Genomic DNA, 13,807 nt, shown 5'->3' with positions numbered 1-13,807 from the left:
TGATTGCCACACGACCTCCTGGTTCAGTCGAGCATCCGGGTGAGCTCGACCCGGGACCGCACCTCGAGCCTGGCGAAGATGTTCCGCAGGTGGTGCTCGACGGTGCGGTGGCTCAGGAACAGCCGCGCGGCGACCTCCCGGTTGGTCGCGCCCTCGGCGACCAGGCGGGCGATCTGCGCCTGCTGCGGCGTCAGCCCGGCGGTGGGGTCCGCGGTGGCGCGCCCGGCGGCCCGGTCGGCCGCGCGGTCCGCGGTCCGGTCGGCCTGCGACGGCCCGACCGCCTCGCCGGCGGCGCGCAGCTCGGCCCTGGCGCGGGACACCCACCGGTCGGCCTCGTAGCGCTGGAAGATCTTCATCGCGTCGCGCAGGAGTTCCCGCGCGGCGCGCGGCTTGCGGTCGCGCCGCAGCCGGTGGCCGTAGAACAGCTCGGTCTTGGCCAGCTCCATCGCGGTGCCGCTGGCCCGGTGCAGCCGGATCGCCTCGCGGAAGTGCTCGTCGGCCCCCGTGCCGTCGGCGAGCAGGCCGTGGCAGCGGTGCGACAGCGCGAGGCGGGCCGCGCTGCCGGTGGCGTCGGCCCACTTCTCGTACCGGCGCAACGCCCGATCCGCCGTGGACAGCCGGCCGCAGCCCACGGCGGCCTCCACGACGTGCGGCGCGGCCATCACCTTGATGCCGGTGTGCACGCCGCCCGCGCCCGCCGCCATCAGCCGCAGCCGGTCCAGGGCGTCGGCCGGGCGGTCGAGCGCGAGGTCCACGCAGGCGAACGCCCACGCGCCGAACGTGCCGGACCGGCCGAGGCCGCGTTCGGCGATCTGCTCGGCGGCGGCGTCGATGCGGTGCACGGCCGTCTCGGTGTCGCCGCGCAGCGCCGCGATGAGGGCGAGGATCGTCAGGTGGTCGACCACGGCGTTGTGCTGGCCGATGGCGGTGGCCGCGTGGACGCCCTCGAACGCCGCCGACATCGCCACCGAGTGCTGGTCGAGCAGCATCGCGGACAGCGCGCGGTAGACCAGCGCCCACGGCACGAGCGCGGTGAGGCCGTGCTCGTGCGCCGCGGTGACGGCGCTGGTCGCCAGCTCGTGCGCCCTGGAGGCGTCACCCAGGGTGTAAGCGGCCTGGCCGCCCCAGATCTTGGCCTGCGGGTGCGGCACCCGTTCGGCCAGCTCCACCACCGACCTCAGCACGGGCAGCGCCTCGTCGTGCCGGCCCGCGAACGTGGCGGCCATGCCGGCGAGGTGGTCGAGCGTGATCCGGGTTTCGTCGGGCTCGTCGGGGCGGCGCAGGCGCGCGGCGAACGCGGCGGTCTCGGCGTACCGGGCGTGGTCGCCCGCGATGCTGGCCGCCTCGCCGGCGAAGCCCAGCGCGGTGATCGCCAGCGTGCGGTGGGTGCCGACGAGTTCCCCCGCCGCCTGGAGCAGCCGGCGCACCGCGACGTCCGGCAGGCCGTTGCCCAGGTCGATGCCGCCGCGCAGCAGCTCGGCGCGGGCGCGCAGCTCGTCGCTGTCGGTGAGCCGGGCGGCCGTGCGCAGCGCGACGCGGGCCCGGCGCGGCGCCCCGGACGCCCAGTGGTCGGTGGCGGCGGCGATGAGGTGGCGCGCCCTGGCGTCCGGGTCGGCGGTGAGCGCGGCGGCCCGGTCGTGGTCGCGGGCGGCGGCCGGGTAGTCGCCGCAGCGGCGGGCGCGGGCCGCGGAGTCGACGAGGCGGTCGGCGAACGCGTCCCGGACGCCGGGCGCGCGGGCGGCCTCGTGCCAGGTGCGGCGGGGGCCGGGCGGCAGCGCCGCGGCCAGGGCGGCGTGCGCGGCGTAGCGCAGGGCGAGCGGCAGCTCGGTGCGCAGCGTGGAGCGGACCAGCGGCCCGCCGTCGAGCAGGGCGTTCGCCTCCTCCACGGCGGCCAGGTCGAGGTCGGGCATGCGGGCCAGGGTGTCCGCGTCGACCTCGTCGTCCACCACGCTCAGCGCGACGGCGAAGCGGGCCTGCTCGGGGAGCGCGCGGAAGCGGGCGCGGAACCGGGCGCGCAGGGAGCTGTCCTCGGGCAGCGCGTCGGGCGCGGGAGCCGTGCCGCCGAGCTGCTGGGACGTGAGCGCGCGGGCCAGTTCGGTGAGCGCGAGCGGGTTGCCGCGGGCCAGGTCGGCGACGTCGTCGGCGAGGCCGGGCGCCAGGCCTGGGCGGAGCGCGCGCAGCACGCGGAGGCTGTCGGCGTGGTCGAGGGGGTCGAGCCGGACCCACGGCAGGCCGTGCGGCTCCCCCTCGGTGGCGATCAGCAGGGCCACCGGCTCGTCGGCGACGGCCGCGGCCAGCTCGACCAGCCAGTCGGTGTCCTCCAGCAGGTGGGCGTCGTCCACGCACAGGAGCACTTCGCGGCCGGTCGTGGTGGCGGACCGGCGGGCCGCGGCGAGCATCGCGGTCTTGCCCGACCCGGCGCCGCCGCGCAGCACCAGCGCCCCGCCGTGACCGGCCCGGGCGCGGGTGAGCAACGCGTCGACGGCGACGCGCTGCCGCTCACGTCCGCGCAGCATGCAGCCAGTCTGGCCGGTGGTCGCGGCCCGGCGGAAGGGGTGCGGCCGAAATTATCTACCAGTGTTAGTTTTCACGGGGGACCGGTGGTTGCACCGATGCGGAGCGCTCACCCGGAGGCGCAAGGTCATCGCTGTCCGAAGTTCCCTGCCAAGCGAGGTGTACACCGACGTGCAACTCCGCAAATTGATCCCCGCAGTGATCCCCGCGCTGGCCCTGTCGTTGGTCGGCGTGACGCCGGCGAACGCCGAGGTCGAGTACCGGCGCGGCCCCGCGCCGACCACGGCCAGCATCGAGGCGTCCCGCGGCCCCTTCGCCACGGCCTCCACCACGGTGTCCTCCTTCGTCGTCTCCGGCTTCGGCGGCGGCACGATCTACTACCCGACCAGCACCGCCGAGGGCACGTTCGGCGCCATCGCGGTCTCCCCCGGCTACACGGCGAGCCAGTCGAGCATGGCGTGGCTCGGCCCGCGCATCGCGTCGCAGGGCTTCGTCGTGTTCACCATCGACACCAACAGCCGCTACGACCAGCCCGACAGCCGGGCGTCGCAGCTGCTGGCCGCGCTGGACTACCTGACCCAGAGCAGCTCGGTGCGCAGCCGGATCGACGCGAGCCGGCTGGGCGTCATGGGTCACTCGATGGGCGGTGGCGGCACCCTGCGCGCCGCCGAGCGTCGCCCCGCCCTGCAGGCGGCGATCCCGCTGACCGCGTGGCACACCGACAAGACCTGGGGCAGCGTCCAGGTGCCGACCCTGGTCGTCGGCGCCGAGAACGACTCGGTCGCGTCCGTGTCGTCGCACTCCGAGCCGTTCTACACGTCGCTGCCGTCCACGTTGGACAAGGCGTACCTGGAGCTGAACGGCGCGGACCACTTCGCGCCCAACTCGTCCAACACGACGATCGCGAAGTACAGCATCGCGTGGCTCAAGCGGTTCATCGACAACGACACCCGCTACGAGCAGTTCCTGTGCCCCGCGCCGGGTCGCAGCACGCTGATCGAGGAGTACCGGGACACCTGCCCGCACTCCGTCTGACCCACCGGTCCCGGGCGTGTCGCCGTGACGGCTCACGGCGGCACGCCCGTTCCACGTTCCGACCAACGCGGTGCCGACATTGCCGTCGACACCGCGTTGACATGTCCACGTAAGGGTGAACTTTTGCGCGGAACCTCGCATTCAAAGCCGTCCGCGCCACCGCACTCCCCCGTCAATTACACGTTCCGGTGAAAAACACTGCGACAGTCGAGTCAATGATTCGCACCGGCCGCGAATAGCCGCACGGATGTCGTCCAAGATCACCCGTTGAATACTTGCACCGGGGAAGATCTGTACGGTGAGTGCCCGTCACCACCCGAATTGACCCGCCGGGGTGTACTCACATCGGCCGCTTCCCTTAGCGCATTCGGAGTTACTACCGTCGTTCCGGACCAGTGAACGAAATCCGATTGGCGGTGTGCGCGGTGACTGTGACCGATGCGGACTTGGACAGCGAGCGACCTCGGCTGAGCCTGGGCACGGCGGCGGCGAGGAACCTCGCGACCACGACCAAGTCCGTGCCCCAGATGCAGGGCATCACGTCCCGGTGGCTGCTCAAGGTGCTGCCCTGGGTCGAGGCGAAGGGCGGCGCGTTCCGGGTCAACCGCAGGCTCAGCTACGCCGTCGGCGACGGGCGGCTGACGTTCACCAACATCGGCGCGGACGTCCGCGTCGTGCCGCAGGAGCTCGGGGAGCTGTCGCTGCTGCGGGGATTCGAGGACGTCGAGGCGCTGACCGCGCTCGCGGACCGCTTCGAGCAGCGCGAGTACGAGCCCGGCTCGGTGCTCGTCGAGGCGGGCCGCCCGCAGGACACGGTCTTCCTCATCGCGCACGGCAAGGTCAACATGATCGGCCGCGGCGAGTACGGCGACCAGACCGTCCTCGGCACGCTGGCCGACGGGGAGCACTTCGGCGGCCAGGTGCTGGCCGGCCCGCAGGGCGAGTGGGAGTGCACCTTCAAGGCGGTCACCCCGGTGATCGCGCTCGTCCTCCCGTGGGACGTCTTCGAACAGCTCAACGGCGAGGCGGGCGCCCTGCGCGCGCACATCCAGCGCGCGTTCGCGTCGGGCGGCGGCCGGGCCAACGCCTACGGCGAGGCGGAGATCGAGATCGCCTCCGGCCACGAGGGTGAGCCGGACCTGCCGGCCACGTTCGTGGACTACGAGCTCGCGCCGCGCGAACTCGAACTCAGCGTCGCGCAGACCGTGCTGCGCGTGCACAGCCGCGTCGCCGACCTCTACAACCAGCCGATGGACCAGGTCGAGCAGCAGTTGCGGCTCACCATCGAGGCGCTGCGCGAGCGCCAGGAACACGAAATGGTGAACAACCGCGATTTCGGCCTCCTGCACAGCGCCGACCTGAAGCAGCGCATCCACACCCGTTCCGGCCCGCCGACCCCGGACGACCTGGACGACCTGCTGGCCACGGTGTGGAAGGAGCCGACGGCATTCCTGGCCCACCCGCGGGTGATCGCGGCGATCGGCCGCGAGTGCAACAAGCGCGGCATCTACCCGTCCACGGTCGACCTGAACGGCCACCACGTGCCCGCGTGGCGCGGCGTGCCGATCCTGCCGTGCAACAAGATCGGGGTCAGCAAGACCCGCACGAGCTCGATCCTGCTGCTGCGCGCGGGCGAGCAGAACCAGGGCGTCATCGGCCTGCACCAGACGGGTCTGCCCGACGAGTACCAGCCCGGCCTGTCGGTGCGGTTCATGGGCATCGACGAGAAGGCGATCATCTCCTACCTCGTCAGCGCCTACTACTCCGCCGCGATCCTCGTCCCGGACGCCGTCGGCGTGCTCGAGCACGTCGAAATCGGCCGTGAAGACTAGTACCCGCGACCAGATTGGGCACCTGAAGTGACCGTGACCGACCCCGGTCTCGTCCCCGACGAGACCGAGCACCAGCGGCAGAGCCTCAGCACCGCCGGCGCGCGGAACCTGGCCAGCACCACCAAGTCCACCCCGCAGATGCAGGGCATCTCGCCGCGCTGGCTGCTGCGCAAGCTGCCGTGGGTGACCACCCAGGCGGGCACCTACCGGGTCAACCGACGTCTCAACTACGCGCTCGGCGACGGCCGCGTGAGCTTCACCAGCACCGGCGCCGACATCCGCGTCATCCCGCAGGAGCTGCGGGAACTGGCCGTGCTGCGCGACTTCCCGGACGACGACGTGCTGAACGCGCTCGCGAACCGGTTCGTGCAGCGCGAGTTCGGGCCCGGCGACGTGGTGGTCGAGGCGGGCGGCCGGGCCGAGGAGGTCTTCCTCATCGCCCACGGCAAGGTGAACAAGATCGGCCGCGGCGAGTACGGCGACCAGACCGTGCTCGACACCCTCGCCGACGGCGACCACTTCGGCGACGAGGTGCTCGTCGGCGGCGAGACCGAGTGGGAGTTCACCGTCAAGGCGGTGACCCCGGTGATCGCCCTGGTGCTGCCGTGGCGGTCGGTGCGCGAGCTGAACGGGCAGGGCGACGTGCTGCGGGCGCACATCGAGGCCGCCGTGCGCGCCACCCGCAAGCCGCAGAACAAGCACGGCGAGGCGGAGATCGAGATCGCCTCCGGCCACGAGGGCAAGCCGGACCTGCCGGCCACGTTCGTGGACTACGAACTGGCGCCGCGGGAGTACGAGCTGGAGGTCGCGCAGACCGTCCTGCGCGTGCACACCCGGGTCGCCGACCTCTACAACCACCCGATGAACCAGACCGAGCAGCAGTTGCGGCTGACCATCGAGGCCCTGCGCGAGCGGCAGGAGCACGAGATGATCAACAACCGCCGCATCGGCCTGCTCCACAACGCCGACCTGAAGCAGCGCATCCACACCCGCACCGGCCCGCCCACGCCGGACGACCTGGACGAGCTGCTGTCCCGTCGGCGCAAGACCGCGTTCATGCTGGCCCACCCGCGCACCATCGCGGCGTTCGGCCGGGAGGCGAGCAAGCGCGGCCTCTACCCCGGCACGGACACCATCGACGGCACGCGCGTCACCACCTGGCGCGGCGTGCCGCTGCTGCCGTCCGACAAGATCCCGATCTCGCCGAACGCCACCAGCTCGATCCTCGCCATGCGGGTCGGCGAGCAGGACAACGGCGTGATCGGGCTGCACCAGCCCGGCATCCCGGACGAGGTGCAGCCGAGCCTGAACGCCCGGTTCATGGGCATCAACGACAAGGCGATCGCGTCCTACCTCGTCAGCGCCTACTACTCGGTGGCGGTGCTCGTGCCCGACGCGCTCGGCATCCTGGAGCACGTGGAGATCGGTCGGTCCTGACCCCCGGGAGGTCGACGGCAGCCGGGCCACCGCCGTCCGGCTGCCCGTCCACCGCGCCCGCCGTCCCCCCTAGAGGAAGTGTGGCCATGACCGACCTGGACGTGACCGTCGCGCACCGGTCCGCGCGCGAGGTGCTGAGCTGGAGCCGTGCCGAGGTGGACCGGGCGCTGCGGACGGCGGTGGACCGGCTGCCCGAGTCGATGCGGGTGATCGCCGGGTACCACTTCGGGTGGTGGGACGAGCACGGCAGTCCGACCGGCGCGGACCCCGGCAAGGCGATCCGGCCCGCGCTCGTGCTGCTGGGGGCGCAGGCGGTGGGCGGCGAGGTCGACGCCGCGCTGCCGGCCGCCGTGGCGGTGGAGCTGGTGCACAACTTCTCGTTGCTGCACGACGACGTGATGGACGGCGACAAGACCCGGCGGCACCGGCCGACCGCGTGGCACGTGTTCGGCGTGAACGCGGCGATCCTCGCCGGCGACGCGCTGCTGACGTCGGCGCTGGACGTGGTCGCGGGCAGCGGGAACGCCCAGGCGCAGCAGGCGATCCGGGTGCTGTCCGGCGCGGTGCAGCGGCTGCTGGACGGGCAGAGCGCGGACCTGGCGTTCGAGGAGCGCGCGGACGTGCCGCTGGCGGAGTGCGTGCGGATGGCGGAGTGCAAGACGGGGTCGCTGCTCGGCGCGTCGTGCGCGTTGGGCGCGTTGTTCGGCGGCGGCCGGGACGAGCAGGTGGAGCACCTGCGGTCGTTCGGCGAGCAGGTCGGGTTGGCGTTCCAGTTCGTGGACGACCTGCTCGGCATCTGGGGCGACCCGGAGGTGACCGGCAAGCCGGTGTACTCGGACCTGCGCAACCGCAAGAAGTCGCTGCCCGTGGTGGCCGCGCTGACGTCCGGCACACCGGCCGCCCGAGAACTCGACGCGCTCTACCACGCAGACCGCCGGCTCACCGACCCCGAACTGGCCCGCGCGGCGGAGTTGATCGAGGTGTCGGGCGCGAGGGCGTGGAGCCAGGGCCGCGCGGACGACCTCCTGACCGGCGCACGGGCCCACCTGCGAGCGGCCGAACCGACCGACCGCGCAGCCGGCGAACTGGACGCGGTAGCCCGCCTAGCCACCCGCCGAGACCACTAACCCCACTCCACCTCACCCACTCCACCTCACCCACTCCGCCTCACCGCCCCACCCGCCCAACGCCCCACCCTCACCGGCCCGACCCGCCTCCACGCCACTCCGCCCAACGCTCCGCCCGCCCGCGTCCACACCCACCTCGCACCCACCCCGACCTCGCGCCACCTGGAGCCACCGATGCCCACACCGCACCCACCACGCGAGGTCGCGTCGGTCGTTCGCGACTCATTTTCCGGCGATCACGCCCTTCGATCGCCGGAAAATCAGGCGCGAACGACCGACTTCCAGGCGACCGAGCCCGCGACGCCGGAGGCGGCGCCATCCAACACAGCGCAATTCACAACAGTCCTGCCGGTGGTGCTGTTGGCGTCGCCGCGGTCGTTCTGCGCGGGGGTGGAGCGGGCGATCGACATCGTCGACCGCCTCCTCGAACAGCGCGGCGGCCCGGTTTACGTGCGCAAGCAGATCGTCCACAACACGCACGTGGTGGCGGCGTTGGAGGCTCGGGGCGCGGTGTTCGTGGACGAGCTGGACGCGGTGCCGGACGGCGCCACGGTGGTGTTCTCGGCGCACGGCGTGTCGCCCGCGGTGCGGGAGGAGGCCGCGCGGCGCGGGCTGGACGTGGTGGACGCGACGTGCCCGCTGGTGACCAAGGTGCACGCGGAGGCGAAGAGGTACGTGGCCCGGGGCGACACGGTGGTGCTGATCGGGCACGCCGGGCACGAGGAGGTCGACGGCACGCTGGGCGAGGCGCCGGACCGGATCGTGCTGGTGGAGAGCGTCGCGGACGTGGCGGCGCTGGAGGTGCCGGACCCGTCGCGGGTGTCCTACCTGACGCAGACGACGCTCGCGGTGGACGAGACGACCGAGGTGCTGGCCGCGTTGCGGGCGCGGTTCCCGGCGTTGAGGGGGCCGTCGGCGGCGGACATCTGCTACGCCACGACGAACCGGCAGGACGCGGTGCGGGAGGTCGCGAACGACTCGGACCTGGTGCTGGTGGTCGGGTCGGCCAACTCGTCCAACTCGGTGCGGCTGGTGGAGCTGGCGCGCCGGATCGGCACGCCGGCGCACCTGATCGACGACGTGTCGGGCATCCGCCCGGAGTGGCTGGACGGCGCGCGGATCGTCGGGGTGAGCGCGGGGGCGTCCGCGCCGCCGCACCTCGTGGACGAGGTGATCGAGGCGTTGGGCGCGTGGGACGTGCAGGTCCGCGAGACGACCAGGGAGACGATCCACTTCACCCTTCCCGCCGCCGTCCGGGCGCGCTGATCACCACCGGGAATCGCCGTCCGGACGTTTCCGTTGCGGTGCGCGGGAAATCGCGAACCTCAAACCTTGGTCAACAACCGTTGTGAGAGCGCTTCACTTCTCACTAGCGTCGGTTCCGGCCACAAGCCACTCGGTGGTGAGCTCACCGCCAGAACACCTCGAATCTCCCACGTGTTCTGCGAGGTAAGCGTGATCGCTAATCCCACACCCATCGGGTAGATCCCCGGCGGACGCCTGGGGCGACCTGTCCCAGGCGATCCGGAAGGCGAACAACGGGCGAACGGACGGTGAGCGGACCGATCATCCGATGCCTGCGCGCCCGGTCGTGCACCGCCCGGAAGCGGGCGGACACAGACCGTCGCCACGACACGCAAGCCGTCCCACATGGCGGGAAAACCGAGACAGGAGGGGTGAGGCCCCCTAGGGTCTAGCGGCGTCAGCCACCCCTGACCCGTACGACCCAGATCTACGCCGACCGCTTTGAGGAGCTGGTGTGTCGACCCTCCGGGTGCGCCCCTACACCAGAACCGGCGGCCGTACGCGTTCCGCGACGACGCTGGCCATCGAGACGATCGTGACGACGAACGAAAGGGCGGCGAGAGACGCCCTGACGTCGACCGCGGAACACCGCATCATCAGCGACCTGTGCCGCAATCCGCATTCCGTCGCGGAAGTCGCGGCGACGTTGCGATTGCCGCTCGGAGTGGTGCGCGTGCTGTTGGCGGACATGTCGGACATGAGCCTGATCAACGTGCACGAGGACGAAGCGGTGGACGACCGGGGAAGGCCGTCACTGGAGTTGATGGAACGCGTCCTCGTCGGGCTGCGCCACATCTGAGCGTTCCCTGATCGCGTGCAGCACGGCCGCCATGTCCTCGCCGCCGTGCCCGAGTTCGACGGTGCGCGCGAACAGCGCCCGGCACACGTCCAGCAGCGGTGAGGCGATCCCGGCGGCCCTCGCCGCACCGGCGATCAGGTGGTTGTTCATCAGCACGTCCCGCGCCGCGGCCTGCGCGTCGAAGTCGTCGGCGAGGAGCTTCGCGGCCTTGGCGCGGGACACCTTGCTCGCCATCGGCCCGGCGTCCAGCACGTCGACCAGGGTCCGCCGGTCCAGGCCGTGCCGCTCGGCGAAGTGGAACGCCTCGGCCAGGCCGGTGGTCATGGTGATCAGGAACAGGTTCACGGCGAGCTTCATCAACAGGGCGCCGGGCGTCGCGCCGCACACGACGACGTCCGCGCACATCGGCGCGATCACGTCGCGGACCCGGTCCACGGCCTCGGCGTCGCCGGCGAGCATGGCGACCAGCTCCCCCGCCTCGGCCGGACCGCGCGAGCCCGAGACGGGCGCCTCCACGTAGTCGCCGCCCGCGGCCCGGACGTCGACGCCCAGGGCGTGCGAGAACTCCGGCGAGGTCGTGCCCATGTGCACGACGGTGCGGCCGGCGACGTTGAGCGCGAACCGGTCCGTGCCGCGGCCGAGGACGGCGTCGATCGCGCCCTGGTTCGCGAGCATGAGGATCACCACGTCGGCGGCGGCGAACACGTCCTCGGCCGACGCCGCGACCCGCGCGCCGGCCTCCCGCAGCGGCTCGCACCGGTGCGGCGAGCGGTTCCACACCACGAGCGGCGTGCCGGACCGCGCCAGGTTGAGCGCCATCGGCTGACCCATGATGCCGAGCCCGATGAAACCGACCTCCACCACGACCTCCTTGAACGGCACGACGGTTGCCCGCAACGGTAGTGCGCCCGCCCGCCGGGAAGATCAGGAGGTGGGCAGGCGGACGAGGGTCGCGCCTTCCTCGGTGTCGCGCACGGTGAACTCGGAGATCTCGTGCCAGCGCAGGCCCACTGACGCCCGCAGCGTCACCGGCTCCCTGTCCGGGCTCGACCCCGTCACCAGCCAGGAGCCGATCACCATCGTCTCGCCGGTCCGGGACTTGGCCAGCAGCTCGCAGCGGGTGGGCCCCTTGACGCCCTTCACCGCGACCTCCACCGACGTGCCCCACGGCTCGGGGGTGGCCGTGAGCCGGGCGTTGACGCCGGTCGCGGGGTCGGTGCGGGCGACGGCGCCGGAGCCGTCCGGTGAGCCGTTGGCGACGTTGGACCGCTCCGGCAGCGACGACGTGGACGCCGGCGAGGCCACCGGGTCGGACGGTGCGGCGGCGTTCACCGTCACGACGGCGGTCAGGGCGACGAGCACCGCGGCGGCGGCGGCAGCGAGCAGCGCCACGGTGCGGCGCTTGCGCGCCCGGGCCTCCGAGACGGAGTCGAGCATCGCGCGCACCGAACGGCCGTCGGGCCGCTCCCCCGTGTTGGCGCGCAGCATGCCGTTCGCGTCGGCCTCGTCGAGCAGGTCGGGCAGTTCGGCGAAGTCGCGGAGGTCGAGCGCGCATCGGCGGCACTGGGCGAGGTGGTTCTCGAACGCGTCGACCTCGTCCTCGTCGAGGACACCGAGGACGTACGCCGCCACGTCGACGTGGTTCGGCAGCGAAGTCACCTGTTCAGCCCCGATCCTGCAACGCGCGCCGCAGGGCGCGGAGCGCGTAGTACACCCTGGACTTCACCGTGCCCGGCGGCACCCCGAGCACCGCCGCGGCTTCGCCGACGGTCCGATCCCTCAAGTACGTCTCGAGAATAGCCTCCCGGTGTTCCTCGGTCAGTCCGTTCATCGCCTCGGCCACCACGATGGCGGCGAGCGTGCGGTCCGCCTCATCCCGCTGCGGCGCCTCGTCGGACGGGGTCAACTCCGACTCCTGCGGTCGGACGCTCCGCTTGCGACGGTCGTCGATGACGAGCCGCCGGGCCACGGTGAACAGCCAGGAGCGCAGCAGGACCGGGTCCCGCTCCAGCTTCTCGGCGTTGCGCCAGGCCCGCACGAGCGTCTCCTGGACGATGTCCTCGGCCCACTGCCGGTCGCTGCCGGTCAGCCTCATGGCATGTCCGAGCAGCGCGCTGCCGAACTCCTGGTAGAGCCTGCGGATCAGCTCGTCTTCCAGGCTCAGGTCCGGCCAACCGTGATCTCTTCGGGGGGAAGTGCTGCGTCTGTGCCGCGCCACGCCGAGCATCCAAGCGCGCCGGCGGGTTCCGCGTCGAGGGTTTGGCCGCAAAAAAGTCGTTGATTTGTTCGTGAACCGTCACCGCATCGTGTCCGTACTTCCCGGTATCCGCTTCGAAGGCGTGGACCCCGTTCCCCGGTCCACTGGTCCCTTCGGCGGACCCGCCCGCAGGAGGAAGGACCAACGATGCGCAGTCGACGTTCCCGGAAGGCGTTGTCGCTCGTTCCGGCAGCCGCGGCGTTGCTGCTGGTCAGCGCGTGTGGCGCGACCGGCGTTGACACCGCGGGCGGCCAGGGCGGGGCGGTGGACGGCGGTCCCGGTTCGACGACTCTCCAGCAGAACCCGGAATTCGGCAAGGAGCCGCACCAGATGCTCTCGGCGACCGGGTCGAGGCAGGTCGGGTGGTTCGTCGCGGACGCGGGCGGATTCGCCCTGTACCGCTACGACAAGGACACGGCGAAACCACCCAGGTCCACTTGCGACGGTGAGTGCGCGACGACGTGGCCGCCGGTGCTCGTCGGCGAGCACACCATGACGTCCGGCGTGGACCCGACGCTGGTCGGCTCGGTGTCGCGGGCGGACGGAGGGAAGCAGGTCACGCTCGCGGGCTGGCCGCTGTACCGGTACGCGGGCGACAAGAAGGCGGGCGACCTGACCGGGCAGGGCAAGGGCGGCACGTGGTTCGCGGTGACCCCCGAGGGCAGGAAGGCGCAGGCCGACGACGGCGCGGCGCCCGGCGAACCGTCCACCGACGACGGCTACTAGGACGAGAAACCCATGTCAGCCAAGCGTTTCGCGGCGGCCGTGCTGGCCCTGCAGCTGCTGCTCCTGTCCGTGCTGCCCGGTGTCGCGCTCGCCGACGACCCGGCGAACCCCGGCCCGGTGGAGCAGACGCCGCTGGGCCCGATCACCGCCCTGGACAAGGACTTGCTGGTCAAGGTGCGGCTCGCGGGCCTGTGGGAGATGCCCATGGGAGAGGAGGCGCAGACCCGCGCGGCGAGCACCAGGGTCAAGGAGGTCGGCGCGCAGCTGGCGAGCGACCACACGTTCCTCGACGAGCGGGTGGTGCGGCTCGCGTCGCAGATGGGCGTCGCCCTGCCGGACGAGGCCAACGCCGACCAGCAGTCGTGGATGGCGGAGATGCGGTCGCGCACCGGAGCGGCTTTCGACGACTCGTTCGCCAACCGGCTGCGCGCCGCGCACGGCTCGATCTTCCCCGTGATCGGCACCGTGCGGGCGACGACCCGCAACGAGGCCATCCGGCAGTTCGCCCAGGTGTGCAACCAGATCGTGCTGAAGCACATGACCTTGTTGGAGAGCACCAACATGGTCACCGACCGAGGTCTGTCCAAACCGGTCGCCGCGGGCGCGGCGCCGGCGAACGCGGTGGGCGGCGACCCGGTGCGCGCCGCCGCACGGCTGCCCGCGGACGGACCCGGTCTCCTCGCCGTCCTCCTCCTGTGCCTGGCAGGCGCGGTGGTGACGATCGGGATCCTGCGCCTGCTGCGGCCACGCGGCGCCGTCAAGTGAGAGGAGGTGG

12 protein-coding genes are annotated in these 13,807 nt (G+C 72.2%); 8 read left to right on the top strand and 4 right to left on the bottom strand.

Annotated features, from left to right (window positions below; genetic code table 11):
• Window positions 1-23: 23 nt before the first annotated feature.
• The gene (locus ACRAKH_RS15280; protein WP_447009892.1) at window positions 24-2,516 is read right to left on the bottom strand and encodes a LuxR C-terminal-related transcriptional regulator; all 2,493 of its coding nucleotides are present in this window, start codon (window positions 2,514-2,516) and stop codon (window positions 24-26) included.
• 169 nt (window positions 2,517-2,685) lie between these two features.
• Between ACRAKH_RS15280 and bdeA the strand changes: the two genes are divergently transcribed.
• The 6 genes from bdeA to ACRAKH_RS15250 all read left to right on the top strand — a co-directional run bounded on the left by bdeA (window position 2,686) and on the right by ACRAKH_RS15250 (window position 10,049).
• Window positions 2,686-3,549, top strand: a complete 864-nt coding sequence (bdeA, locus tag ACRAKH_RS15275) for a bis(hydroxyethyl) terephthalate hydrolase (protein ID WP_380723784.1) — start codon at window positions 2,686-2,688, stop codon at window positions 3,547-3,549.
• A gap of 425 nt (window positions 3,550-3,974) precedes the next feature.
• On the top strand, window positions 3,975-5,381 hold the full coding sequence (locus tag ACRAKH_RS15270; RefSeq protein WP_380723785.1) for a family 2B encapsulin nanocompartment shell protein: 1,407 nt from the start codon (window positions 3,975-3,977) through the stop codon (window positions 5,379-5,381).
• A 27-nt stretch (window positions 5,382-5,408) separates the two neighbouring features.
• Window positions 5,409-6,818 (top strand): family 2B encapsulin nanocompartment shell protein, encoded by a 1,410-nt coding sequence (locus ACRAKH_RS15265; RefSeq protein ID WP_380723786.1) that lies wholly within the window; start codon window positions 5,409-5,411, stop codon window positions 6,816-6,818.
• 86 nt (window positions 6,819-6,904) lie between these two features.
• The gene (locus tag ACRAKH_RS15260; protein ID WP_380723787.1) at window positions 6,905-7,945 is read left to right on the top strand and encodes a family 2 encapsulin nanocompartment cargo protein polyprenyl transferase; all 1,041 of its coding nucleotides are present in this window, start codon (window positions 6,905-6,907) and stop codon (window positions 7,943-7,945) included.
• Between the two features lie 345 nt (window positions 7,946-8,290).
• On the top strand, window positions 8,291-9,211 hold the full coding sequence (gene ispH, locus ACRAKH_RS15255) for a 4-hydroxy-3-methylbut-2-enyl diphosphate reductase (RefSeq protein ID WP_380723813.1): 921 nt from the start codon (window positions 8,291-8,293) through the stop codon (window positions 9,209-9,211).
• Window positions 9,212-9,704: 493 nt separating this feature from the next.
• Window positions 9,705-10,049 carry a DUF742 domain-containing protein gene (locus tag ACRAKH_RS15250; RefSeq protein WP_380723788.1) on the top strand — a complete coding sequence of 115 codons (345 nt, stop codon included), beginning with the start codon at window positions 9,705-9,707 and terminating at the stop codon, window positions 10,047-10,049.
• Here ACRAKH_RS15250 and ACRAKH_RS15245 read toward each other — a convergent pair.
• The 3 genes from ACRAKH_RS15245 to ACRAKH_RS15235 are packed head-to-tail and all read right to left on the bottom strand — an operon-like array spanning window position 10,002 to window position 12,276.
• Complete coding sequence (locus ACRAKH_RS15245) at window positions 10,002-10,931, bottom strand: NAD(P)-dependent oxidoreductase (RefSeq protein WP_380723789.1); 930 nt, start codon at window positions 10,929-10,931, stop codon at window positions 10,002-10,004. The genes ACRAKH_RS15250 and ACRAKH_RS15245 overlap by 48 nt on opposite strands.
• 42 nt (window positions 10,932-10,973) lie before the next feature.
• Window positions 10,974-11,708: an anti-sigma factor family protein gene (locus ACRAKH_RS15240; protein ID WP_380723790.1), complete on the bottom strand. Its 735-nt coding sequence runs from the start codon at window positions 11,706-11,708 to the stop codon at window positions 10,974-10,976.
• A gap of 4 nt (window positions 11,709-11,712) precedes the next feature.
• A complete protein-coding gene (locus ACRAKH_RS15235; RefSeq protein WP_380723791.1) occupies window positions 11,713-12,276 on the bottom strand; it encodes a sigma-70 family RNA polymerase sigma factor in 564 nt (187 codons plus the stop codon).
• A gap of 177 nt (window positions 12,277-12,453) precedes the next feature.
• Between ACRAKH_RS15235 and ACRAKH_RS15230 the strand changes: the two genes are divergently transcribed.
• Together ACRAKH_RS15230 and ACRAKH_RS15225 are read left to right on the top strand one after the other, a co-directional pair.
• Window positions 12,454-13,032: a hypothetical protein gene (locus ACRAKH_RS15230; protein WP_380723792.1), complete on the top strand. Its 579-nt coding sequence runs from the start codon at window positions 12,454-12,456 to the stop codon at window positions 13,030-13,032.
• Between the two features lie 12 nt (window positions 13,033-13,044).
• The gene (locus tag ACRAKH_RS15225) at window positions 13,045-13,797 is read left to right on the top strand and encodes a DUF4142 domain-containing protein (RefSeq protein WP_380723793.1); all 753 of its coding nucleotides are present in this window, start codon (window positions 13,045-13,047) and stop codon (window positions 13,795-13,797) included.
• The last annotated feature ends 10 nt before the right edge of the window (window positions 13,798-13,807 follow it).

Source organism: Saccharothrix hoggarensis, from assembly GCF_052936025.1.
This window is presented reverse-complemented; position numbering and strand designations above follow the sequence as displayed.

Coding starts and splice junctions, on each gene's coding strand:
- ACRAKH_RS15280 (WP_447009892.1), bottom strand. CDS start 2,516: ATGCTGCGCGGACGTGAGCGGCAGCGCGTCGCCGTCGACGCGTTGCTC.
- ACRAKH_RS15260 (WP_380723787.1), top strand. CDS start 6,905: ATGACCGACCTGGACGTGACCGTCGCGCACCGGTCCGCGCGCGAGGTG.
- ACRAKH_RS15235 (WP_380723791.1), bottom strand. CDS start 12,276: ATGCTCGGCGTGGCGCGGCACAGACGCAGCACTTCCCCCCGAAGAGAT.
- ACRAKH_RS15230 (WP_380723792.1), top strand. CDS start 12,454: ATGCGCAGTCGACGTTCCCGGAAGGCGTTGTCGCTCGTTCCGGCAGCC.
- ACRAKH_RS15225 (WP_380723793.1), top strand. CDS start 13,045: ATGTCAGCCAAGCGTTTCGCGGCGGCCGTGCTGGCCCTGCAGCTGCTG.